This window comes from Peribacillus sp. TH16 (assembly GCF_016651095.1).
Taxonomy (GTDB): Bacteria; Bacillota; Bacilli; order Bacillales; family DSM-1321; genus Peribacillus; species Peribacillus butanolivorans.
Genome location: NZ_JAEKEM010000009.1, coordinates 1,042,273 through 1,064,099, shown reverse-complemented (window position 1 = coordinate 1,064,099; position 21,827 = coordinate 1,042,273). Strand labels below are relative to the sequence as shown.

The window sequence follows — 21,827 nt, the reverse complement described above, 5'->3', positions numbered from 1 at the left end:
TTTTTTTATTAGGAGGGACCAGATTGAAAAGGGACTTCAAGAAACAGAAATATTCGTTATTTTGGGTTGTGTTTTTATCACTTTGGCTTAAAACATACATCGCTTATAAAACAAGTTTTGAGATAGATATTGAAAATTGGATTCAGGAAATCATATTATTCATTAATCCGGTCAGCTTCCTTTTGCTTGCTCTTGGCGTAAATATTTTTTTGAAAGAAACCAGACGAACAGCCTATTTGTTAACCATGAGTTTCTTAATTACCTTAGTACTGTTTGCCAACCTTGTTTTTTTTCGCTTTTTTAATGATTTTTTAACCATTCCAGTGCTTTTTCAGACGAGCAATATGAGCGACCTTGGAAGCAGTGTTCATGAACTGATTAATGCGAGTGACCTTTTGTATTTTGTTGATCTTCTTTTCTTGATAATACTTTTAAAATCCAAACTGAAATTATTCTATAATCGAGCGAACAATCTGCAGGATCGGAAATTCTATTTACTAATGACGATAGGAATTACGTTTTTTAACCTAGCGTTAGCAGAAGCGGAGCGTCCTGAACTCCTTACTCGTACTTTTGACCGTGAAATCCTCGTTAAAAACATCGGTACGTACCATTACCACCTGTATGATGCAATATTACAGACAAAATCATCGGCTCAGCGTGCTTTAGCAGATGGCAGTGAATTGACTGAGATTGAAAATTATGTTCGCGCCAATCATAAAGCAGAGAATGATGACTTCTATGGGCTTGCCAAAGGAAAAAATGTGATTCTTGTATCATTGGAATCCACCCAGAGCTTTGTCATCAATAAAACCGTGAATGGTGAAGAAATCACCCCGTTTTTGAATAAATTTATTAAAGAGAGCTATTACTTTGATAACTTTTATCACCAAACTGGTCAAGGAAAAACGTCCGATTCCGAGTTCATTATTGAAAATTCTCTCTATCCATTAGGACGAGGCGCGGTATTTTTTACACATGCCCAGAATGAATACAAAGCTACTCCTGAAATATTAAAGGAAAATGGCTACTATACAGCTTCCTTGCATGCCAATAACAAAAGTTTTTGGAATCGTGATTTGATGTATGAATCTCTTGGGTACCAGCGTTTTTATAATAGTGATGATTATAAGGTTTCAGAAAAAAATTCGGTCAATTGGGGTTTGAATGATAAGTCATTTTTCCAGCAATCAATTGCTCACTTAAAGGGAATGCCGGAGCCTTTTTATGCAAAGTTCATAACTTTAACCAATCATTTCCCATTTACTTTGAATGAAGAAGACAGGACACTGGAAGAATACAATTCTAATTCCAAAACATTGAATCAATATTTTCCGACTGTCCGCTATACTGACGAAGCGCTAGAACAATTTATCACGGATTTGAAACGTGACGGTTTATATGAAGATTCTATTATTGTATTATATGGCGACCATTATGGAATTTCGGAAAATCACAACTCAGCGATGAGCCAGTTCCTTGGGAAAGAGATCACGCCGTTCGAATCCATTCAACTTCAGCGTGTCCCATTGATCGTTCATATTCCTGGGGAGAAGGGACAAACCATTTCCACCGTTTCTGGTCAGATTGATGTAAGGCCTACTCTCCTTCATTTACTGGGTATTGAAAATGATGATTATATCGAATTCGGAAAAGACTTATTTTCTAAGGAGAAAATTGATTTTACCGTTCTTCGCGATAGCAGCTTCATCATGAAGAATTATCTCTATACTATGGATACCTGCTATGATAAAAAAACCGGAGAGCCTACGGAAAAGGAATCATGTGAAAGCTATTTGGAAAAGGCAAAGCAAGAGCTTGAATACTCAGACAAAATCATATACGGAGATTTGCTTCGATTTTATGAGCATTGATGTAAGGAACCTGGTGAAAACCAGGTTTTTTGTTTTTCAAAGATAATTCAACTGGAATTCAGGGTAACCGTATCCTTTTATAAAACGCTGGAGCTTGGTGAACATCTTTCGGCTTTTCGTTTCATAAAGATTAAACAATGAAAGGGGCGAAGGCTATGAGAGTTGTGAGCAGAAGCGGTGATAGGTTGGCGTATTACAGTGATTTGTTTCAAATTCCAAAAGAATTAATTGAGGATGCCAATCCCGATATTCATGAAGGAATTTTGCCAGAAGGCCTGGATGTGGAAATTCCCGGTTTCATTCTTCAGAAGGAAACCCGGCTAGATATCGATTTAGCAGCTATTGCTTTACAATATCAACTGCCTATTGATGCGTTATTAATGGTAAATCATGTTGAACAAAGACCATTTTCTGTACCCGTTCGAATCATGGAACCTCTCCTTGTCACCGAAAAGCTCTATGATTATCAGTCGCTTCTTGATGACCTAGAAATTTTATCTTTTCATTACCCTTTTATAAAAGTTGAATCGATAGGTGTGAGTGTGTTAGGGAAAGAGCTCCTTGAAGTAAGAATAGGTAAAGGTGATAAGGTTATTCATTACAACGGTTCTTTTCATGCAAATGAATGGATTACATCGGCGGTCTTGATGAAATGGTTGAATGATTTGCTACTTTCAGTTACGAATGGTAGTTCTCTTTGCGGAATGGATTGCCTGCCCTTCTATAGAGATGTGACTATTTCGATGGTTCCAATGGTAAACCCGGATGGGGTTGATCTTGTTCTTAAGGGGGCGGTGGCTGCAGAGGAAAAGGTTGATGTGCTGAAAATAAATAATGATAACCCTGCATTTTATGCCTGGAAAGCCAATATCCGTGGAGTAGATCTGAATAATCAATATCCAGCTAATTGGGAGATTGAAAAGAAGAGGAAGGTTCCAAAGGCGCCTGCACCGAGGGATTTTCCAGGAGAGACCTGTTTATCAGAGCCAGAAGCAGTGGCCATGAAGGAGTTGGCTGAAAGACGAAATTTTGAAAGAGTGATAGCGCTTCATACACAGGGAAAAGAGTTTTATTGGGGATATGAAGGACATGAACCAGAGCAGGCAGCAAATATAGCAAAAGAGTTTGAGGAGAGGAGCGGATACCGTGCTGTCCAATATGTTGACAGCCATGCAGGGTATAAGGATTGGTTTATTCAGGAGTTCAAGCGGGTAGGATTCACAATTGAATTGGGTAAGGGAATTAATCCACTTCCACTATCGCATATGCCTACCATATATGAAGATTCAGTGAAGATTTTAATGGCAGGGCTGTATATGTGATGACGATTTTCGAAGGAATATACTTCCACGAAAATATAAGATAATTATTCGCCACATTTTCTCTTTTTTACTTTATAATGAAAGTCGTAAGGGTTTCGATTGGAAATCTTTACTCTTTCTAATGTCTCGCTCACATATGCCAGGCGTTTTAGTTTTGAAGTGGGAGGTGTGTGGAGATTAAAGTATCCAAAGCAGCTCTTTGTAAGCAGCTGTCTATCTGTAAGATGTTGTGTTTCGTCGCATTATTTATCTCCACTATCCTACTTATCTCGGCTTGTGAGCCTTCCAAGGACCTTAGTAAACCCGTAAATGATACGGAAAAAGAACACTCCCAATCTAACCAAGAAACTTCATTAAGCACATTAAAGATCCCAGCTTCAAAAACAGAAAAGATCGAAGCTATTTATGGATGGCTTGATTCTAAAACCATTTTATATTCTGTGAAGCAGGATGGTAATGATTTATCACAGTTGATGGTATGGAATTTGGAAACGAATGATACTTCCATTTTTTATCAGCCGTCTTTTGCGCTTTCTGAAGTATCAATCAGTCCAGCTGGTACGCATATTTTGGTATCGTCCTTCACGTCTTCAGGTAAAGCATCAATAGCGATCCTTGATCAAACAGGAAATCCGCTGTATTCTGTGGCAATACCAGCCTATGAATTAACTTATGAGTGGAATTCATATCAAGATGGCATGTTGTTTTTATCTAGTTTTAATGAAGACTGGACATACAGCAGTTATGTGTTAAATCCAGAAAAGCAAACAATGGAAACGCTCGACTTTCCGCAGCCATTTGCTCAGTGGTCAAGTGAAAAAGAACTGATGTTTCTTGATTGGAATAGGGAAGAACCCGCTTTGACGGCTCCTTTAGAAAGAAAAGCGCTGAATGATGATGGAGTAGAAAGCCTAATGCTCGATGTTATTCACTTTAAAAAAATGAAACAGGCGCTAATGACGATTCAAGTGGAGACAGAAAAACAAGATCGGGGTACATATGCTTTTTATGATGAGACAAACAAACCGATCCACTCTTTTTCCGTACCGCTATTGAAAAGCTTTTCAGATTGGGTGATTCCATCCTATGATTTCATTGAAAAAAATAAGGAATTTATAACCTTTATTCCTAATGAATCAAAAGATGTTGACCAATATGATGGCAGGTTTACCTTAACTAAATTAAATTGGGAAAAAGGCACACAAGAAGAATTGATGAAGGACATGGAAAATGAACCATTAAGCTGTTCGCTTGATGGCAGCCTATGCTTATATGGATATCAATTTGAGAAAATCATTGATATGAAAACCCATCAAATACAGAGATTATTTAAAGAAAGTTAATGACCTAAAACAAAAGCCCGCCGCATGGCGAGCTTTTTTCTTTAATGTGCAACAGGAAAACCGCTGTTGATGACAGTCATAACAGTAAACCAACCAAACACGACTGCACTACCTGCTGCAAAAATGAATCCTAAGAAGTTTCTGTGTTTTAATGAGGTAACCACAGCTGCTGCACCTAGGATAGCCACAAGTCCGAAAACAACCATTAATATCATATCAAAACCCCCTTTTAAGTAATGAAAACCTAATCTCTAATAATATACCCAGAGAATAAAGTAACTACCAAAAATATGTAGAAAAGATTGCATTTGTTAATATTTTAATATTTTTTCAATTGTTTGTCGAGGTTTAAAAGGTGACACTTCTATGGCTTGAGTAAACTGGATTAACAATAGCAGCTTAAATTGGTGTAAGATAAGGGTAGAAAATCATAATGGAGTTGATGAAAATGAAATGGACTCAAATTCCTTTAGGCCCGCTGCAAACGAATTGCTATGTAGTTTCCGATGGACAGAACTGCATTATTTTCGATCCGGGTGAGGAGCCGCAGAAAATTATTCAGTACATACAAACTAAAAAGTTAAAGCCGCTAGCGATTTTATTAACACATGCTCATTTTGACCATATCGGAGCACTTGATGCAATCCGCGACTATTATGAGATACCTGCGTATATTCATGAAAAGGAAGCAAAGTGGCTGCTTGATCCTGCATTAAATGGTTCACAGAAGTGGTTCCCGGAAAACCCAATGCGGATGAAGCCGGCCGACCATATTCTCGTAAATGAGCAGGAACTTACTATTGGTGGGTTCACTTTTGAAGTATTCGAAACCCCTGGGCACTCACCGGGCAGCGTGTCTTATTATGCGAAGGAAGAGCGGTTGCTCTTTTCCGGGGATGTTTTGTTCCAGGGAAGTGTTGGCAGAACCGATTTAATTGGCGGAAGCGAAGCAGTGCTTTTAAAAAGCATTGATACAAAACTGCTAACGCTTTCTGATGATACTATTGTTTTTCCTGGTCATGGGCCAGTTACGACGATCTTAGATGAAAAGAATACAAACCCCTTTTTGAGATAAAAACTTTTGCAGGTGCCAGGTTTGGCACCTTTTTTTATTGTTGAATTTAAAAATGTAAATTTATTGAAAAATATTACTTTCGCAATTATACTGAATATTAAAATAAATCGTGCTGCTTTTCTAGGTTTTAAAAACATGAAAGGAGGTTGGGATTATGGAGAGTGAGAACAAAGGTATATTGGAGAAGGCCTTGTTAGATTTAGAAAGTGGTTTTACTGACATTGTAAATTGGCGAAGGCATTTGCATCAGTATCCTGAATTATCTTTTCAAGAAACGGAAACCTCGCATTTTATTGCAGAGAAACTAATTAGTTTTGGATTAGAAGTTAGGAAAAATGTTGGTGGTAATGGTGTGATAGGCATATTATCCGGGGAGAATCCTGGTAAAACCATTGCATTGCGAGCGGATTTTGACGCATTGCCCATTCAGGATGAAAAAGAGACACCCTATAAGTCTTTAAAATCAGGAGTTATGCATGCGTGCGGTCATGATGGTCATACTGCGGCTCTATTAGGAACAGCCCGAACATTAAGCAAGTTCCGTGAAAAATTAAAGGGGCGTATTATTTTTGTTTTCCAGCATGCAGAAGAAAAGCCACCAGGCGGTGCGAAGGATATGCTGGGAGATGGGGCCTTAGAGGGCGTGGATGCCGTTTATGGGGCGCATTTAGCCACAGATATACCTGTAGGGAAAATAGCGGTGGGTAGCGGGTACAAAATGGCTGCAGTGGACGCATTTGAAATCACCATTGAAGGAAAGGGCGGTCACGGGGCTAGACCTCAGGAAGCCATTGATTCGATTGTGATTGGAAGTGAGATTGTCCAAGCATTGCAAAAAATCGTGAGCAGAAGAATAAGCCCTCTACAATCTGCGGTTGTAACTATAGGAGTTTTTCATGCTGGCTCGGCCTTTAATATCATCGCGAATACGGCCAAACTCGAAGGGACTGTACGTACATTTAATCAAGAAGTAAGATTCCAAATCGAAGAAGAAATTCGCTCGATAGTGAAAGGGATTACCGAGGCAAATCATGCAGCCTATAAAATTGACTATCTGAATGGTTATCCTGCTTTATACAACCATAGGAAGGAAACAAAGATGGTTCGAAACATTTTTGTGAATACTTTTTCTGAAGAAGCTGTAGTTGAATTTTCCCCTTCCATGGGAGCAGAGGACTTTTCTTATTTCTTACTAGAGAAACCAGGTACATATTTTAAAATCGGTGCAAGAAATGAGGATGACAACACCCATTTTCCTCATCACCATCCTCGATTTGATTTTGACGAAATCGCACTAATAGATACGGGGAAGGCTTTTATAGCTATAGTATCAAAAGATATGTTCTGAGTTTGCTTTTTTTTTGAGCAGATCAAATTACACGTTTATTGAACAAAGAAGTAATATAATCAAAAACTATTTTGTGCATGAGCTTATTGTGGAAGGGGATCAAAGAAGAGGTGTTAAAATGAAAAATCTCCTGAAAGAAATGATTGTAAACAGTCCCCAAGATAGAATTTCCTATCATGATTATATGGAAGCCGTCTTATATACACCAAATATAGGTTATTATATGCGTGAAAAGAAGAAAATCGGTACAACTGGGGATTTTTATACTTCTGGTAATGTTGGGGATGCATTTGGGAGGGCACTAGCCAGGTGGTTTATCTATTTGATAAAAGAATGCGGATTGCCTCCGAGAATAATCGAAATCGGTGCAGGGGATGGGAAGCTTGCCTATGATATCCTGGCCTTTATAAAAGAAACAGAGCCGGTGCTGTGGAGCTCACTCACCTATATCCTAGTAGACAGTAGCCCTTACCACAGAAAGGTTCAGCAAGAGCGTGTAGGGGTGTTTAACCAGGTTGCTTTTATGGATAGTTTAGAAAATTTGCCGAATGTAAATGGAATTGTCTTCTCTAATGAACTTTTTGATGCGTTGCCTGTACATGTCATTGAAATGTATAAGGGAGCGCTAGTAGAGGTATTTATCACTGTAGAGGAAGGACAATTAGTAGAAATAAAGGAACCTTTGAAAAATCAAGATATTCTTAACTACCTATCAAAAAAGAATATCATGTTAAATGAAAAACAGCGCTATGAAGTACCACTTAAAATGATACAAGAATATGAGAAAATCGTTTCGCATATTCAATCAGGTGTTCTTCTTACAATCGATTATGGCTATACGGAACAGGAGTGGAAGGAACCAGCCCATCTTCAGGGAAGCTTAAGAGGGTATTATCAGCATAAAATGATGAAAAAAGTACTTGAGTATCCGGGTGAGATGGATCTGACATCACATATTCATTTTGACACATTAATCGAAAGCGGAAAAAATGTGAATTTTTCTATGGAAGGACTATTTCAGCAAAATGAATTTTTACTCAAAACAGGGATTCTTGAAGAACTGAAAGACCACCAAGAGACGGATCCTTTCTCAATAACAGCAAAGCGGAACCGAGCAATACGGGGGTTAATTGTTCCTGGTGGCCATAGTGAGTATTTTAGGGTGTTGCTGCAATCGAAGAATTTAGCCGAGAAAGTGAGACTATTTCCTGAATAAGGACATGTAGAAACCCATGAATCAAGATTCATGGGTTATGTAAATTGCTCTGTTCCTTAATGTGCAGTACCTGGCGTCATCATAAATACGCTCCAGTAGGAAAATCCTGCAAAGAAAACGGTAAGATAGGCGCCAAAAACATAAATATACATGCGCTCAGATAATTTTAAATAACTTAAGAGTACAAAAAAGCCGGTTTGTGCGAAGAAAAGTAAAGAAGTTTGATGCATATGGCCAAGATAAAAGAATATTGCCATAATTCCTGTCCAAAAACCACATACTCTGAACATGCGTTCCATCCGAATCCCTCCTTTTGTCTAGTCGTGTGCATTCAAAATAATTATAAATGAAATTGTAAGGTAATGTAAAGGATGCCTTTTGTTTCTATGCGAGAACCGAAGCCTGATAAGAACATGCTACACAATTTCCCATCATATTTCCTAATTCCACAATCTTGACATTGTCAAACAATGCTTCAAACATACCTTTTAAGAATGAGTTGTGCATTGCACAGATCGTACTAGGCTCGACATTGGTAACTTCTTTAAAAGGACAATTGAAGATTCGAAAGAGAATGCTGTTTTCTTCTTCGCTTGCCTGTATTTCAGGCGAGAACCCAGCAATGGTAGCTGCATTTTTAAGCATGCTGACTTTTTCATCAAAAGTCAGATCGTCAATCGACGTTGAGCTTAGGGTTAGCTGCTGATTCATTAATTCCTCGCCAAATACCTTCCCTGTTTCATAAAGAGCCTTTTTTCCTTGTTCTCCTAATGACATCATCGTCTTAATGGCAATTCTTGAAAGAAGCTGATAGTCCCTGTATGGAAAATGAAGTTGAATGACTTTATCGGATAATCGATAAAGCCTGCTAGGGCGTCCCCCTTTCCCTGTCTTACGTGCATCCGAGGTAAGCATGTCCACATCTTCAAGTTTAGATAAATGTAGTCGTGCTACATTTGGATGAATTTTAAAAGAATCGGCAATTTGCTGTACAGATACATCTTGATGGTTGTTAACGATATATTGATATATATAATATCGGGTGGGATCTGCTAACACGTTTGTAATTCTTAACGTTTGTTCCATTATACCCTCCTGCTGTTCCAATAGTTTAACTATATTCCATTATAATACAGGCAGAAAAAATGGAATAACAGAAACAGCAATCTCCCTTAAGTTAAGAAAAAGTTCACATTTCAAACAGAGATATAGTACAAATTAATATACAAAACTTAAACAAATGTTATACAATTGTTTTATAGAATCTTTAAAAAACAAAATGTGAACGGAGAGTGTTAAGAATGGGACGGTTAAAACGGTTAACTTTCTTTTCATACCCAAGCTGTACATCTTGCCGAAAAACAAAAAAATGGTTAAAAACCAATCAAGTATCCTTTGATGAACGTCATTTATTCAAAGAAACTCCAACAGAAGGAGAGTTAAAAAGAATCCTTGAATTGACAACGGAAGGACTTGATGAGGTTTTAGCAACAAGGAGTGAAGCCTATAAATGCTTACACGTTAATATTGACGAAATGCTACTTTCTGATGTCATCCAATTATTAACAAAAGAACCTAAATTATTAAGAAGACCCATCCTCATTTATGGAGAAAAGCTTGTGGTTGGACATAATGAAGATGCGTTAAGAAATTTGGTTTCATAAAAGCAAAATTTGAAAATGAGCATATGGTTTATTCTCGAATCTTTTTTCGGGGATTTTTTTATTTTATAAGGAGGAATTTGTCGTGCAATGTCGAAACACTACTACAAGATACTTAGGAGGTGATGAAAGATTTGATATCGATTGAAAAGAAAGCAGAAAAAATCCTTTCCCGTGCCATTCAATTATCGGCATCGGATATTCACGTTTTACCACGCAGAGAGGGCCCTCTAATTCAATTCAGGATTGACAACAAACTCGTTCCTCAGGAAACATTGTCATTCTTTGAAACGGAACGACTGATCTCCCATTTAAAGTTCCTTGCCGCTATGGATATAGGTGAGAAAAGAAGACCTCAGAGTGGTTCAATTACCGTCAATTTATCAAAAAAAGTGGTTGGACTTCGCCTTTCCACATTACCAACTGCACATCTCGAAAGTTTGGTCATCCGCTTGATTCCCCAGCAGAATATCCTTCCTCTAGAACAATTATCCCTATTTCCAAACACCGTTCAAAAACTGGTTGCCCTTCTGAAACATTCCCATGGCATGCTCATATTTACCGGTCCGACTGGTAGCGGGAAAACCACGACATTATACTCCTTGCTTCATCATTCAAAAGAGATGATCAACCGGAACATCATTACCCTTGAAGATCCCATTGAAAATGTGTCAGAAAAGGTCCTACAAGTTCAAATTAATGAAAAGGCAGGTATTACGTACTCTGTTGGTCTAAAAGCTGTGCTTAGGCATGATCCTGACGTGATTATGGTCGGGGAAATCAGGGATTCTGAAACAGCAAAAATTGCAGTTCGCGCTGCATTAACGGGTCATTTAATCCTCACGACCATGCATACAAGGGATGCACAAGGAGCTATCTCTAGGTTGCTCGAATTTGGAATCAGCTTGCTTGAGATAGAACAGAGCTTGATTGGTGTGACCGCTCAGCGGCTAGTTGAACTAACATGTCTGCAATGTAAAGAGGTTTGTACATCTGCTTGCCAAATGATTGCTCGTAATAAAAGGGCAAGTGTGTATGAACTGCTATATGGAAAAAGCTTGGCAGAAGTATTGAAGATGACGAAAGAGGAAAAAGGGAAGGGGACGGTCTCCTACCGCCAATTAAAGGATGAGATAGGAAAAGCGGTGGCAATGGGCTATGTGGATTCACATGAATTTGAACGGCTGGTATACGATGAAGGCAAAAAGTAAATGGAGGATAAAAGAACAAGCTGTCTTTATCTCGAAGCTGGGGGAATTATTAAGTCATGGCTATCCCTTAGCCGAGGCGATACATTTTCTGGAGTTTCAGGAATCAAAGAAGAAAGCTGAGGATTTTACTCAGGCTATTCAGGATTTAAGGAACGGGCATCCGTTGCATCAAGTGTTAACCCATCTTAATTTTCATCCACAACTTGTAAGTTATATATTTTATGGAGAACAATGCGGCGACCTCAATAGGGCGTTGATAGAAGGAGGTAGATACTGGAAGAAAAGGACAGAAGGTTTGGATAAAGTGAAAAAGTTGATGGTGTATCCAATTTTCTTATTCTTTTTTGTGAACATCGTGTTTTATATCCTGCAGAGTGTCCTCCTTCCAAAATTCCAGACAATCTTTTTTACGATGGATGTTGAACAGAATATCATCCTGAAATTACTGGTAGCCTCTTCAGTTATCCTCCCTGTCATCCCCTTCATCTTGCTCGCATTGCTCCTTTTCTTTTTTTTACTCAAACAATTTTGGTTTAACAAGTTATGCCCCTTAAGGCAGCGAAGAATATTATTAAACATTCCTCTCGCAGGCACATTCATTAAGTTATATGAAACGTATTTTTTTGCAAGCCAATTCAGTGGCTTACTCTCTGGAGGGCTTTCCATTAACGAAAGCATCAAATTATTCTCCATAAATCAGCAGCAGCCTTTTTACCAGAAACTTTGCTCAATTATTAAAGATGATTTAATTGAAGGCAGATCGCTAGAAATGATTTTTCAGGAGCTGCCTTACTTTGATAGAAATTTACCATTAATAGCCGCAAATGGTCAAAAGTACGGCAGGCTTGATTCAGAGTTACTTCATTACAGTCGTTTTTTGCTAGAGAAAATTGAAGAAAGAATGAATTCAATCTTGAAAATCATTCAGCCTCTTATGTTTTCATTGATTGGTCTGCTGATTGTTTCCATTTATTTAGCGGTCTTACTGCCAATGTTTTCTCTGCTCGAGGGGATATAGAATATTCTTAATAAATTCTGGAGGTGAATCTGCGCTTAAATAATTTTGGAAATAGGATAGGTGTGTGAAATTTCTAATCTATTTTCATTTATTTAGAAGCAGAATGATATGAAGAAAGTGTTGAATGAAAGAGGTTTTACATTAATTGAAATGCTTATTGTTTTACTCGTAATTTCCATTCTATTGATTATTACAATCCCAAATATAACAAAGCATCAATCGACGATTCACTCTAAAGGTTGTGAAGCGTTTGTTAAGATGGCTCAAGCACAGGTGCAAGCCTATGAAATAGATAATGGCAAACTTCCTGCTAGTATTGATGAAATGGAAAGTCAAGGGTATCTTAAACAAAAATCATGTCCGAATGGGGATGGTATTAGTCTGGATAACAAGGGAAAGGTTACGGTAATTGAATAGCAGCAAATTGATTGTGCGGCCTTCCTGTGGAGGTTATACCCTGTCAGAAACCCTCATCGTCCTCGTTATTTTTGTACTGCTAAGTGGCATCGGTCTAAATTTATATCCAAGCTTTATTAAAGGAATGGAAAATAAGATTTTCATTTCTCAATTGAAAGAGGACATTTTCTATGCGCAGCAGTATGCCATCAGCCATGAAAGTCTGATTTACCTTCATATGGATAATACGAATAGGATTTACACGGTAACATCCTATAAGGAGGGGGTTGTGCTTGAGAGAAGCATACCAAAGGATATACAGTTCTTAAGTGGAACATTAGGACTTACGTTTCATTTTAATCAGTATGGAAATGCTTCAAAAGCAGGGACGATGATGATTGATACGACAAAAGTGAAGTACAAGTTAATCCTTAATATCGGTAAAGGGAGGTTTAGGATTGAGAAACAGTAGAGGTTACGTCTACTTAGAAATGATAGCCGCTTTTTCGATTTGTATAGTCTTGGTCATTTCGATTCTGCCGATACTTGAGGAGATAATGACCAATCGGAAAAATGTTGTCTTAAGGACAGAAGCCCACTATTTGTTATATGAAAGATTGACTGCCTTCATGGATGGGGAGGTAAATGCTGTCGACCAGGAAATCCATTATCAGAAAAGATTGTATGAACTAACATGGAAGGAACAGAAGGATTTCCCAGGTATGATTGAAGGATGTGTACGATATGAAAATGAAGTGGGTAAATCAGAATCCATTTGTGATGCTGCGAAAAAATGATGGCTTTACAATAATTGAAATGCTTTTTTCTTTAATGATATTAATGACCACCTCTATTTTCATCTTACAACTTTTTTCAATTATTCACACACAGTTGGAATCAAAAGACAAATTGCATCCTAAAGAGTGGGAGATCTTTACGATGCAAATGCAACAGGAGGTCAGGGGTGCTAAAAGTCAGGATGTAATAGAAAATAAATTATATTTACTTTCAGGTGACCAGTTATCTTTTATTGAACAATATGAAGATAAGCTCCGTAGGCGAGTGAATGGAAAAGGTCATGAGGTCATCCTGCAGAACATTTCAAAATTTAAGGTTGAGAAGGATGGTAAGATCATTGTGTTAAATATAACGGATAAAGCAGGGAATACTGTTATTCGCAGGTTTCATCCTTTCTTTAAAAGTGAGACGAAAGTTGATGAATAATCAAAAAGGGGTCGTTTTCCCGATGGTCATGATTGTAGCGAGTGTTTTTATCATGTTCACGATATTAATGATCGATCAATTTGTCATCGATAAAAAATTTTATAAAGAAGTGGAAGAAACGCTTGTGGCCGATCATTTAGTGCATCTAGCCGTTAATGAGGTAACAGCTGGATGGGGTGAAGATATACCGAAGAACCTTCAGGGGGATATCTCATATCCCAATGGTGATGTCCATTATATATTAACGAAACAAGATGCCCGTTATGCCTTTATTGAATTTGCTTCCTCGACTAAAGATAACCGAGTTGGTAGAATCATTATTCAATATGACAAAGAGTTAGGTAGAGTTGTAGAATGGATAGAAAAACAGTCCGTATAACACGTATGAAGGCAACCTGATGGTGCGGATTCAGGAAGGATGAAAACGTTTTTGGCTGACTGAGAATGGGATATCGAACGGAATGATTAGACTAATGTCAGGTTTCCACTAAATGGAAAAGAGGAACTTGCCATCGATACAACAAGCAGGCCCAAATAGTAACCATCTCGGGTAAACTAGAAAGAATAAAAGAAGCATAAGCGGGGCATACTTTATTTAGGGTGATATTGTATGTCTACTAACGCTTATATCAAATATCTTACACAGCAGCTTGTCGAATATTTTAATTTGACCAAGAAAGAACGGAAAGAAAAACGTCGTCATCGGAAAGAGGATAAAAATACTGGTGTGTCCCACTGGTTTGGTATTGTCCCTTTCGCTTTGTCGATGTTTGTAAGAAAAAAAATCAAAAAAAGAAAACAGATGTCCTAAGCTTTTGGACATCTGTTTTTTTTTTTTTTAGTCAGGCAAACCTAGCTAGGCGGTTGTAGTAGAGAAATCATTTCTGAAAAAATAGATCCATTTATCCTAACGCTCTATCTGATAAGTAAAATAAACCGCCATTGATGATTGATATTAGGATATTTGGCTCATATTGGGACTGTAATGCCTGTTTTTCAGTGAAATAACTTTCGCTTTTTTCATCCATATCCTTATAAAAATGCTCCAATAAATTTAAGTCATTCTGCCAGCGCTCCATGGCTTCTTCCGCCCAAGAATGGTCATCGTTCTCGAAGCTGGTTCGGATATATGTATCAAGTCTTGCTAACCCACTCTTTGGCATGATTAATGGTGAGAGGGTGAAGGAGTAATCCGGTATCTTTGGGGTGACTTTAACCGGTAAAACACGATTGTGAAATCCTTCCATGATCTCCCCGGAGATTAAATTCAATCCAACAGACATAAAGGTATCTTTTTTTCGATCACATTGATAAGATATTTTAACATTTAGTGTAAGCCAGGGGAACAATGGATTATGGCGACCATTTGAGGGGAGTGTATCCTCGAAAAGTCTAGTATATCCAGCCAGCCTTTTTGTTGATTCGATAATTTGATGGAGACGGGGCGAACCAAAGTGAATTCGTTCTCCTTTCATATTGGGTGGAGCCTGATCAGGATCAGTAATGAAAGTAATCTGGGCTGGGTTTGGAATCCCGCCAGTTTTTTCAAGATAATGCCAATAAAAGGGACGATTCATTAACTCTTTATCCATTTCAATCGTCAGTTGAACAGTGATATGGGATGGGGCATTCTCTAGTACTTCACAATCATTAGCTTCAAAGAAAGTTATTAAAAAATCATGAATTTCCTGTTGCTGCATGAATCTCACCTTCCTTCATAGTTTGAGCGAATTGAATCATCGATGAAAAATTATCCATCTTGATTTTCATTTCACCCTCAGTTCGGGACTCGCCGACCACGTCAATTAAATATTCTTCGATGTTGGTAATATCCAGCTTCGTTAAAATATCATCCAATTCACCAATTACTTTTTCAAACAAATGGATTTTTTCATATAATAATTTCAAAATATGTTCTTCAACTGTATTTTTCGTTGCAAAGTTATATATCATGACATCTTCTTCCTGGCCAAGTCGGTGAATCCGTCCAATTCTTTGTTCAAGTCTCATTGGATTCCATGGCAGGTCAAAATTAATCAAGTGGTGGCAAAATTGAAGGTTTATTCCTTCCCCACCGGCTTCGGTAGCAATTAAAACTTGAATCTGCTTTTGGAATAATTCTCTCATCCAGTCTTTTTTTCCACGCTTAAAGCCGCCGCGGAAGGGAACTGAGGAAATTCCATTCTGTTGTAAATACCATTGTAAATATAGCTGAGTGGCTCTGTATTCGGTAAAGATAATCACTTTGTCATCAATTTTCTTGATGAGTTCTAAAGCTTTTTCAGCCTTGGAGTTTTGTTCTGTTTCATTTACCTTCTCAAACAGCTCATCTAGCTTTGCTAAAAAGTCAGGGGAAGGCTGTTCATATTTGGCTTTCATGTTTTTCAATGTATAAAAAACGGCTTCTCTGCTGCTGCATGCTTCTCTTTGGAGGGTGAGTGCTGAAAAAGAACTTCCCTTCGATCCATCTGAAATAGGCTTAAATTTGGAAACAGCGTCGTACAAGGCTTGTTCAGTTGGAGAAAATTCAATGATGATTGTTTCCACCTGCCTTTTTGTCCATTCAATTCCAGTATCAGCCCGTCGGTTCCGAATCATAACAGTGTTGACGAGTTCCTTTAGGTGCTCATCCTCAATAACATTTCGGCCTTTGCCTTTATATTTCTCAGAAAAGAGTGTTGCATTTCCCAAGTGTCCCGGTTTCAATAACGAAACAAGATGGAAAATTTCTTCGACTTTATTTTGAATTGGCGTAGCTGTCAGCAATAAACAAAATTTCTTTTTCAGATTTTGGACAAATTCATAGTTCTTCGTTTTATTATTTTTAAGTTTATGAGCCTCATCAATAATGATAAAGTCATATTGCTGATTAAAAATGATATCTCGATGGGGAGCTCGTTTCGCTGTATCAATGGATGATATAACAACATCGCATGATTCCCACACATAGCTTTTTCTTTGAACAACAGCCGGAATATGAAACTTGGTATTCAATTCAAAAGCCCATTGACTTACAAGTGAAGCGGGGACAAGAATTAATACTTTTTTAACAAGACCTCGGATCATATATTCTTTTAGAATCAAGCCAGCTTCGATTGTTTTCCCGAGACCTACTTCATCAGCTAAAATGGCTTTTCCATTCATCTTTTCAACTACCTGCTTTGCCGCTTCCAATTGGTGGGGAAGCGGGGTGAGCTGTGGAAGATGCTTGGGTGCCTGTAAACCTTCAAAATCAGGAATAATGAGGTTTTCTTCCATTTGAACAGCCAATTTATAAAGCTCCCAATTACCCCATGGACCGTCATTTTCCATCTTTTGTAGAAACTCGTCATTCCAATCAGAACTGAAGGATATATTAATTTTCATTGAAACTACTCCTTCTAAAATCATAATTTTCTTATTTAAGGTTGAAACCCGAACATTTTATATGTGAAGTAAGAAAAATATTTCTCTGTAAAAGATATTGCAGAGAAAAGTTTCTTAAGGTAGGATGTAAGTATATTTAGAAAATTCCAATTTCCCAAAACGCTTAAAAGATGAATGTAGTTCATGTTTTTCATAGTATGGGCAACCGCCTCTTACTTTATCCCAGATTAACAGACTAGAGATCATTCATTAAGTTCTGAAGTTTTAAGGAGAGTTGGTAGAGAAAGCATTTTGTAAATGCACAGAGGTTTTACTAACTATCAGTAGGATTAATTACTTTCCTAATTGGTGGAGACACATTTATATGCGGGTGAAGATAAGGGGAGAGACTACGAATGTAGCGCCGAAGGAGCAAACTTAGCAGTGAATCTCTCAGGCAAAAGAACTCTTATTGGACGCAACTCTGGAGAGCGCCGCTCGTTGCAGGACGGCCACCAAAGGGGAAAACCTATTATATAGGTAAACTTTCAGGTTTCAGGACAGAGAAAAAGCTCTTTAGGGCTTTCTCTGTCCTTTTTTGTGCCCTTTTTTCCACATTATGAATCAGGCTGAGAAGTATAAGAAGATTTGACAAAATGGAAAGAAGCTTTTAGAAAAGTGAGCAAAGTAAATCTAAAAAATCTAAGGGGGGTCATTTTTTGACCAATTTAAAAAGAACGCCACTATTTGAGGTTTATCGTGAATACGGAGGAAAAACGATCGATTTTGGCGGCTGGGAACTTCCTGTCCAATTTTCGGGTATCAAGGACGAACATGAAGCAGTTCGTACAAAAGCTGGCTTATTTGATGTTTCCCATATGGGTGAGGTTGATGTGAAGGGCCCAGGGAGTCTTGCCTTTTTACAAAAAATGATGACCAATGATGTATCAAAGCTAAAACAGGGCGGAGCAATTTATACGGCTATGTGTTATGAAAACGGCGGTACTGTTGACGATCTTATCATTTATAAAAAGGCAGAAGACGACTATCTGCTCGTGGTCAATGCCGCCAATACAGAAAAAGATTTTAACTGGCTACAAGCTAATTGTTCAGAGGATGTCCAACTTTCGGATGTATCAAGCGATTATACACAGTTGGCACTGCAGGGACCTTTGGCAGAGAAAATATTACAAAAACTATCTAATGATACACTTTTGAGTGAAATTGGCTTTTTTAAATTCAAGGAAAATGTCCTGATAAATGGGCTTTCCACGATGGTTTCACGTACAGGATATACGGGTGAAGATGGTTTTGAAATATATAGCAACAGTGAAAATGGCCCGGCCCTTTGGAGAGCTATTCTAGATGCAGGAAAAGAAGAAGGGATACAGCCGATAGGTTTAGGGGCACGTGACACACTCCGCTTTGAAGCTAAACTTCCGCTTTATGGACAGGAGCTTTCACCGGATATTACCCCAATTGAAGCCGGGATTGGTTTTGCGGTTAAAGTGGATAAGGAAGCCGACTTTTTCGGGAAAGCCGTTCTTACTGAACAAAAGGAAAAAGGGGCACAACGTAAGCTTGTCGGAATTGAAATGATTGACCGCGGCATTCCTCGTCATGGCTATAAGGTATACAGTGGGGATAAAGTCATTGGTGAAGTTACGACTGGCACTCAATCACCAACATTGAAGAAAAATGTAGGATTGGTACTTATCGATAAAGATTTTTCAGTGATGGATTCTGAAGTCGAAGTGGAAATTCGTTCAAAACGATTGAAAGCTGTTATTATACAAACACCTTTTTATAAAAAACCACGTAAATAGAGAGGAATGGTCATTAAGATGAAACATCGTTACTTACCCATGACAGAGCAGGATAAACAACAAATGCTGGAGGTAATAGGGGTCCCTTCTGTTGAGAACCTTTTCAACGATATTCCTGAAAGTGTCCGCTTTCAAGGCGAATATGACATTAAACCAGCTAAATCAGAGCCAGCCTTAATGAAAGAATTATCAAAACTTGCTTCTAAGAATGCTGATCTTAAAAACTATGCTTCCTTTCTTGGTGCGGGCGTGTATGACCATTATTCACCGGTCATCGTCGATCATGTTCTTTCCCGCTCGGAGTTTTATACAGCCTACACCCCTTATCAGCCAGAAATTTCACAGGGGGAGCTTCAGGCCATTTTTGAATATCAAACGATGATTTGTGAAATGACAGGCATGGATGTAGCCAACTCCTCCATGTATGACGGAGGGACGGCATTAGCGGAAGCAGCGATGCTTGCATCCGGTCATACACGACGTAAGAAAATTCTAATTTCAGCGGCAGTACATCCTGAATCAAGGGAAGTCGTTAAGACGTATGCGAAAGGTCAGCGAGTGGAAGTCATTGAAATTCCATTTAAAGATGGTGTGACAGATCTAGCTGCCTTAAAGGAATTGGCGAAAGACGATATTGCGGGAGTCATTGTGCAATATCCAAACTTCTTTGGACGTATTGAACCGTTGAAAGAAATGGAAGAAATCATTCATGATGTGAAATCCATGTTTATCGTTTCGAGTAACCCGCTTGCACTAGGTGCATTGACCCCTCCAGGTGCCCTTGGTGCTGATATCGTAACAGGCGATGCTCAGCCATTCGGTATTCCAGCAGCTTTTGGCGGACCGCATTGCGGATACTTTGCGGTCACGAACAAACTTGTTCGTAAAGTGCCAGGCCGTCTCGTCGGGCAAACAGTGGATGAAGATGGTAAACGGGGATTTGTGCTGACGCTTCAAGCTCGTGAGCAACACATTCGTCGTGACAAGGCCACATCCAATATTTGTTCCAATCAGGCGTTAAATGCTTTGGCAGCTTCTGTTGCGATGACCGCACTTGGGAAAAAGGGTGTCAAAGAAATGGCAGTGAATAATATACAAAAAGCCTATTATGCAAAAAAAGCTATAAAGGAAAAAGGAATAGAAGTGGTGTTTGAGGGACCATCGTTTAATGAATTTGTCATTAAACTGCCGGCATCTTACCAAGAAATTAATCAAAGTCTTTTTGAAAAAGAAATTATCGGCGGCTTCGACTTAGGGACTGTTTATCCACAGCTGAAAGACCATATGCTTGTGGCTGTAACAGAACTTAGAACAAAAGAAGAAATTGATGCACTTGCGCAGGAATTGGGGGATCAACATGAATAATCAAGATCAATCACTCATTTTTGAAATCAGTACGTCCGGTCGAATAGGGTACAGTCTACCGGAAATGGATGTTGAAGAAATTTCACTTGAAGAGATTTTTCCTGCCGAATACATCCGTCAAGAAGAGGCTGAGCTTCCAGAAGTATCGGAATTAGATATCATGCGTCATTATACAGCTCTTTCCAAACGGAATCACGGGGTGGATTCGGGCTTTTATCCACTCGGTTCTTGTACGATGAAGTATAACCCGAAGATAAATGAAAATGTGGCGCGTTTTAACGGTTTCGCCCATATCCATCCATATCAAGATCCGGCGACTGTACAGGGAGCCTTGGAACTATTATTTGACTTGCAAGAATATTTAACAGAAATCACAGGGATGGATCAAGTGACCTTACAGCCAGCAGCAGGTGCACATGGTGAATGGACAGGATTAATGATGATTCGTGCCTTCCATGAAGCAAACGGCGATACAGCACGGACGAAAGTGATAGTTCCTGATTCGGCACACGGTACGAATCCAGCTTCCGCCACTGTTGCGGGGCTCGAAACGATTACGGTAAAATCAGATGAAAATGGCTTAGTTGACCTTGAAGATTTAAAGCGCGTGGTAGGTTCGGATACAGCGGCTTTAATGCTGACGAATCCCAATACATTAGGATTGTTTGAAGAGAATATTTTGGAAATGGCAAAACTTGTCCACGATGCTGGTGGGAAGCTTTATTATGACGGAGCCAATCTTAATGCAGTCCTATCTAAAGCCCGTCCAGGTGATATGGGCTTTGATGTGGTCCATTTAAATCTCCATAAAACATTTACAGGTCCACATGGTGGCGGTGGCCCGGGATCTGGTCCTGTCGGAGTAAAATCGGATTTGATTCCCTACTTGCCTAAACCACTCGTGGTCAAACGAGATGAGCAATTTATGCTGGATTATGATCGCCCGCAATCCATCGGAAGAGTTAAACCTTATTACGGAAACTTCGGAATAAATGTGAGGGCTTATACGTACATTCGTTCTATGGGTCCTGATGGTCTTAGGGCTGTCACGGAGAATGCGGTCATCAATGCGAATTATATGATGCGTAGGTTGGAACCATATTTTGATTTACCATATAATCGCCATTGTAAGCATGAGTTTGTGCTTAGTGGCCGCCGGCAAAAGAAGTTGGGCGTCCGAACACTCGATATTGCCAAAAGATTACTAGACTTCGGCTATCATCCACCTACTATTTACTTCCCGTTGAACGTGGAAGAAGGAATGATGATAGAACCGACTGAAACGGAGTCAAAGGAAACTCTCGACGCGTTCATTGATGCGATGATTCAGATAGCTAAGGAAGCGGAAGAAACTCCGGAGATCGTACAGGAAGCGCCACATACAACAGTTATTAAAAGGCTGGATGAAACGCTTGCTGCAAGAAAACCAGTCCTCCGTTATCAAGCTTAATAGCCTAAATAAAAATCCCCGCCATCTGAGCGGGGATTTTTATTCATTATATGTATAGAGAATGACCAGCTGGAAATGAATATACAATAAGACATAATAAGCTTTAAGACGGCATTTCATTTCAATTTTTAGTATGATAGCTTTTTAATTAAA

The 21,827-nt window shown here is 38.8% G+C and carries 24 protein-coding genes and 2 riboswitches; of the genes, 19 read left to right on the top strand and 5 right to left on the bottom strand.

Going from position 1 to position 21,827, the window contains the following annotated elements; all coding sequences use genetic code 11:
• The first annotated feature begins 23 nt into the window (after positions 1-23).
• The 3 genes from JFV29_RS19130 (at position 24) to JFV29_RS19120 (ending at position 4,539) form a co-directional block, all read left to right on the top strand.
• On the top strand, positions 24-1,874 hold the full coding sequence (locus JFV29_RS19130) for an LTA synthase family protein (RefSeq protein WP_201185806.1): 1,851 nt from the start codon (positions 24-26) through the stop codon (positions 1,872-1,874).
• A 155-nt stretch (positions 1,875-2,029) separates the two neighbouring features.
• Complete coding sequence (locus tag JFV29_RS19125; RefSeq protein ID WP_201185804.1) at positions 2,030-3,196, top strand: M14 family metallopeptidase; 1,167 nt, start codon at positions 2,030-2,032, stop codon at positions 3,194-3,196.
• Between the two features lie 170 nt (positions 3,197-3,366).
• Positions 3,367-4,539 carry a YqgU-like beta propeller domain-containing protein gene (locus JFV29_RS19120; RefSeq protein ID WP_201185802.1) on the top strand — a complete coding sequence of 391 codons (1,173 nt, stop codon included), beginning with the start codon at positions 3,367-3,369 and terminating at the stop codon, positions 4,537-4,539.
• 41 nt (positions 4,540-4,580) lie between these two features.
• Here JFV29_RS19120 and JFV29_RS19115 read toward each other — a convergent pair whose 3' ends face one another.
• Positions 4,581-4,754: a DUF2759 domain-containing protein gene (locus JFV29_RS19115; protein WP_082527590.1), complete on the bottom strand. Its 174-nt coding sequence runs from the start codon at positions 4,752-4,754 to the stop codon at positions 4,581-4,583.
• Positions 4,755-4,987: 233 nt separating this feature from the next.
• On the opposite strand from JFV29_RS19115, the gene JFV29_RS19110 reads away from it, so the two are divergent.
• From JFV29_RS19110 to JFV29_RS19100, 4 genes are all read left to right on the top strand, one after another.
• Positions 4,988-5,614, top strand: a complete 627-nt coding sequence (locus JFV29_RS19110) for an MBL fold metallo-hydrolase (RefSeq protein ID WP_201185800.1) — start codon at positions 4,988-4,990, stop codon at positions 5,612-5,614.
• Positions 5,615-5,620: 6 nt separating this feature from the next.
• Positions 5,621-5,779: a hypothetical protein gene (locus JFV29_RS30025; protein WP_207205154.1), complete on the top strand. Its 159-nt coding sequence runs from the start codon at positions 5,621-5,623 to the stop codon at positions 5,777-5,779.
• Positions 5,769-6,962 carry a M20 metallopeptidase family protein gene (locus tag JFV29_RS19105; RefSeq protein WP_207205153.1) on the top strand — a complete coding sequence of 398 codons (1,194 nt, stop codon included), beginning with the start codon at positions 5,769-5,771 and terminating at the stop codon, positions 6,960-6,962. The genes JFV29_RS30025 and JFV29_RS19105 overlap by 11 nt, the downstream gene beginning before the upstream one ends.
• A 118-nt stretch (positions 6,963-7,080) precedes the next feature.
• Positions 7,081-8,178 carry a class I SAM-dependent methyltransferase gene (locus JFV29_RS19100; RefSeq protein ID WP_201185799.1) on the top strand — a complete coding sequence of 366 codons (1,098 nt, stop codon included), beginning with the start codon at positions 7,081-7,083 and terminating at the stop codon, positions 8,176-8,178.
• A 56-nt stretch (positions 8,179-8,234) separates the two neighbouring features.
• On the opposite strand, the gene JFV29_RS19095 is transcribed toward JFV29_RS19100, so the two are convergent.
• Together JFV29_RS19095 and JFV29_RS19090 are read right to left on the bottom strand one after the other, a co-directional pair.
• Entirely contained in the window at positions 8,235-8,477 is a 243-nt protein-coding gene (locus tag JFV29_RS19095; RefSeq protein ID WP_053346950.1) for a DUF2626 domain-containing protein, read from the bottom strand.
• Positions 8,478-8,562: 85 nt separating this feature from the next.
• Entirely contained in the window at positions 8,563-9,264 is a 702-nt protein-coding gene (locus JFV29_RS19090; RefSeq protein ID WP_201185797.1) for a helix-turn-helix transcriptional regulator, read from the bottom strand.
• A 215-nt stretch (positions 9,265-9,479) separates the two neighbouring features.
• Here JFV29_RS19090 and JFV29_RS19085 point away from each other — a divergent pair, with 215 nt between their 5' ends.
• The 9 genes from JFV29_RS19085 to JFV29_RS19045 all read left to right on the top strand — a co-directional run bounded on the left by JFV29_RS19085 (position 9,480) and on the right by JFV29_RS19045 (position 14,499).
• On the top strand, positions 9,480-9,842 hold the full coding sequence (locus JFV29_RS19085) for a Spx/MgsR family RNA polymerase-binding regulatory protein (RefSeq protein WP_201185796.1): 363 nt from the start codon (positions 9,480-9,482) through the stop codon (positions 9,840-9,842).
• A gap of 122 nt (positions 9,843-9,964) precedes the next feature.
• A complete protein-coding gene (gene comGA / locus JFV29_RS19080) occupies positions 9,965-11,050 on the top strand; it encodes a competence type IV pilus ATPase ComGA (RefSeq protein ID WP_053346947.1) in 1,086 nt (361 codons plus the stop codon).
• Entirely contained in the window at positions 11,010-12,068 is a 1,059-nt protein-coding gene (gene comGB / locus JFV29_RS19075; RefSeq protein ID WP_201185795.1) for a competence type IV pilus assembly protein ComGB, read from the top strand. Before comGA ends, comGB begins: the two co-directional genes overlap by 41 nt.
• A 108-nt stretch (positions 12,069-12,176) precedes the next feature.
• The gene (gene comGC, locus JFV29_RS19070) at positions 12,177-12,485 is read left to right on the top strand and encodes a competence type IV pilus major pilin ComGC (protein WP_053346945.1); all 309 of its coding nucleotides are present in this window, start codon (positions 12,177-12,179) and stop codon (positions 12,483-12,485) included.
• Positions 12,478-12,936, top strand: a complete 459-nt coding sequence (comGD, locus tag JFV29_RS19065; protein ID WP_201185793.1) for a competence type IV pilus minor pilin ComGD — start codon at positions 12,478-12,480, stop codon at positions 12,934-12,936. The genes comGC and comGD overlap by 8 nt, the downstream gene beginning before the upstream one ends.
• Entirely contained in the window at positions 12,923-13,261 is a 339-nt protein-coding gene (locus tag JFV29_RS19060; protein WP_056526040.1) for a hypothetical protein, read from the top strand. The genes comGD and JFV29_RS19060 overlap by 14 nt, the downstream gene beginning before the upstream one ends.
• Positions 13,209-13,688, top strand: coding sequence for a competence type IV pilus minor pilin ComGF (comGF, locus tag JFV29_RS19055; RefSeq protein WP_201185792.1), 480 nt, complete (start codon positions 13,209-13,211; stop codon positions 13,686-13,688). The genes JFV29_RS19060 and comGF overlap by 53 nt, the downstream gene beginning before the upstream one ends.
• Entirely contained in the window at positions 13,681-14,067 is a 387-nt protein-coding gene (comGG, locus tag JFV29_RS19050; protein WP_056526035.1) for a competence type IV pilus minor pilin ComGG, read from the top strand. Before comGF ends, comGG begins: the two co-directional genes overlap by 8 nt.
• Positions 14,068-14,298: 231 nt before the next feature.
• Positions 14,299-14,499 carry a YqzE family protein gene (locus JFV29_RS19045; RefSeq protein WP_053346940.1) on the top strand — a complete coding sequence of 67 codons (201 nt, stop codon included), beginning with the start codon at positions 14,299-14,301 and terminating at the stop codon, positions 14,497-14,499.
• A gap of 91 nt (positions 14,500-14,590) precedes the next feature.
• Here JFV29_RS19045 and JFV29_RS19040 read toward each other — a convergent pair whose 3' ends face one another.
• Positions 14,591-15,388, bottom strand: a complete 798-nt coding sequence (locus tag JFV29_RS19040; protein ID WP_201185791.1) for a YqhG family protein — start codon at positions 15,386-15,388, stop codon at positions 14,591-14,593.
• Positions 15,366-17,054 carry a DEAD/DEAH box helicase gene (locus JFV29_RS19035; RefSeq protein ID WP_190271218.1) on the bottom strand — a complete coding sequence of 563 codons (1,689 nt, stop codon included), beginning with the start codon at positions 17,052-17,054 and terminating at the stop codon, positions 15,366-15,368. The genes JFV29_RS19040 and JFV29_RS19035 overlap by 23 nt, the downstream gene beginning before the upstream one ends.
• A gap of 370 nt (positions 17,055-17,424) precedes the next feature.
• Positions 17,425-17,512: riboswitch (glycine riboswitch) on the top strand.
• A gap of 3 nt (positions 17,513-17,515) precedes the next feature.
• A riboswitch (glycine riboswitch) is annotated at positions 17,516-17,599 on the top strand.
• 153 nt (positions 17,600-17,752) lie between these two features.
• Between JFV29_RS19035 and gcvT the strand changes: the two genes are divergently transcribed.
• The 3 genes from gcvT to gcvPB are packed head-to-tail and all read left to right on the top strand — an operon-like array spanning position 17,753 to position 21,674.
• Complete coding sequence (gene gcvT, locus JFV29_RS19030; RefSeq protein ID WP_201185790.1) at positions 17,753-18,859, top strand: glycine cleavage system aminomethyltransferase GcvT; 1,107 nt, start codon at positions 17,753-17,755, stop codon at positions 18,857-18,859.
• An 18-nt stretch (positions 18,860-18,877) separates the two neighbouring features.
• Positions 18,878-20,224 (top strand): aminomethyl-transferring glycine dehydrogenase subunit GcvPA, encoded by a 1,347-nt coding sequence (gcvPA, locus tag JFV29_RS19025; protein WP_201185789.1) that lies wholly within the window; start codon positions 18,878-18,880, stop codon positions 20,222-20,224.
• A complete protein-coding gene (gcvPB, locus tag JFV29_RS19020) occupies positions 20,217-21,674 on the top strand; it encodes an aminomethyl-transferring glycine dehydrogenase subunit GcvPB (RefSeq protein WP_201185788.1) in 1,458 nt (485 codons plus the stop codon). The genes gcvPA and gcvPB overlap by 8 nt, the downstream gene beginning before the upstream one ends.
• Positions 21,675-21,827 lie beyond the last annotated feature (153 nt).

Excerpts from the sequence above, each read along its gene's own strand:
- JFV29_RS19125 (WP_201185804.1), top strand. The coding sequence starts at position 2,030 with ATGAGAGTTGTGAGCAGAAGCGGTGATAGGTTGGCGTATTACAGTGAT.
- JFV29_RS19115 (WP_082527590.1), bottom strand. The coding sequence starts at position 4,754 with ATGATATTAATGGTTGTTTTCGGACTTGTGGCTATCCTAGGTGCAGCA.
- JFV29_RS19110 (WP_201185800.1), top strand. The coding sequence starts at position 4,988 with ATGAAATGGACTCAAATTCCTTTAGGCCCGCTGCAAACGAATTGCTAT.
- JFV29_RS19105 (WP_207205153.1), top strand. The coding sequence starts at position 5,769 with ATGGAGAGTGAGAACAAAGGTATATTGGAGAAGGCCTTGTTAGATTTA.
- JFV29_RS19100 (WP_201185799.1), top strand. The coding sequence starts at position 7,081 with ATGAAAAATCTCCTGAAAGAAATGATTGTAAACAGTCCCCAAGATAGA.
- JFV29_RS19095 (WP_053346950.1), bottom strand. The coding sequence starts at position 8,477 with ATGGAACGCATGTTCAGAGTATGTGGTTTTTGGACAGGAATTATGGCA.
- JFV29_RS19090 (WP_201185797.1), bottom strand. The coding sequence starts at position 9,264 with ATGGAACAAACGTTAAGAATTACAAACGTGTTAGCAGATCCCACCCGA.
- JFV29_RS19085 (WP_201185796.1), top strand. The coding sequence starts at position 9,480 with ATGGGACGGTTAAAACGGTTAACTTTCTTTTCATACCCAAGCTGTACA.
- comGA (WP_053346947.1), top strand. The coding sequence starts at position 9,965 with ATGAAAGATTTGATATCGATTGAAAAGAAAGCAGAAAAAATCCTTTCC.
- comGB (WP_201185795.1), top strand. The coding sequence starts at position 11,010 with ATGAATTTGAACGGCTGGTATACGATGAAGGCAAAAAGTAAATGGAGG.
- comGC (WP_053346945.1), top strand. The coding sequence starts at position 12,177 with ATGAAGAAAGTGTTGAATGAAAGAGGTTTTACATTAATTGAAATGCTT.
- comGF (WP_201185792.1), top strand. The coding sequence starts at position 13,209 with ATGAAAATGAAGTGGGTAAATCAGAATCCATTTGTGATGCTGCGAAAA.
- comGG (WP_056526035.1), top strand. The coding sequence starts at position 13,681 with ATGAATAATCAAAAAGGGGTCGTTTTCCCGATGGTCATGATTGTAGCG.
- JFV29_RS19045 (WP_053346940.1), top strand. The coding sequence starts at position 14,299 with ATGTCTACTAACGCTTATATCAAATATCTTACACAGCAGCTTGTCGAA.
- JFV29_RS19040 (WP_201185791.1), bottom strand. The coding sequence starts at position 15,388 with ATGCAGCAACAGGAAATTCATGATTTTTTAATAACTTTCTTTGAAGCT.
- JFV29_RS19035 (WP_190271218.1), bottom strand. The coding sequence starts at position 17,054 with ATGAAAATTAATATATCCTTCAGTTCTGATTGGAATGACGAGTTTCTA.
- gcvPA (WP_201185789.1), top strand. The coding sequence starts at position 18,878 with ATGAAACATCGTTACTTACCCATGACAGAGCAGGATAAACAACAAATG.
- gcvPB (WP_201185788.1), top strand. The coding sequence starts at position 20,217 with ATGAATAATCAAGATCAATCACTCATTTTTGAAATCAGTACGTCCGGT.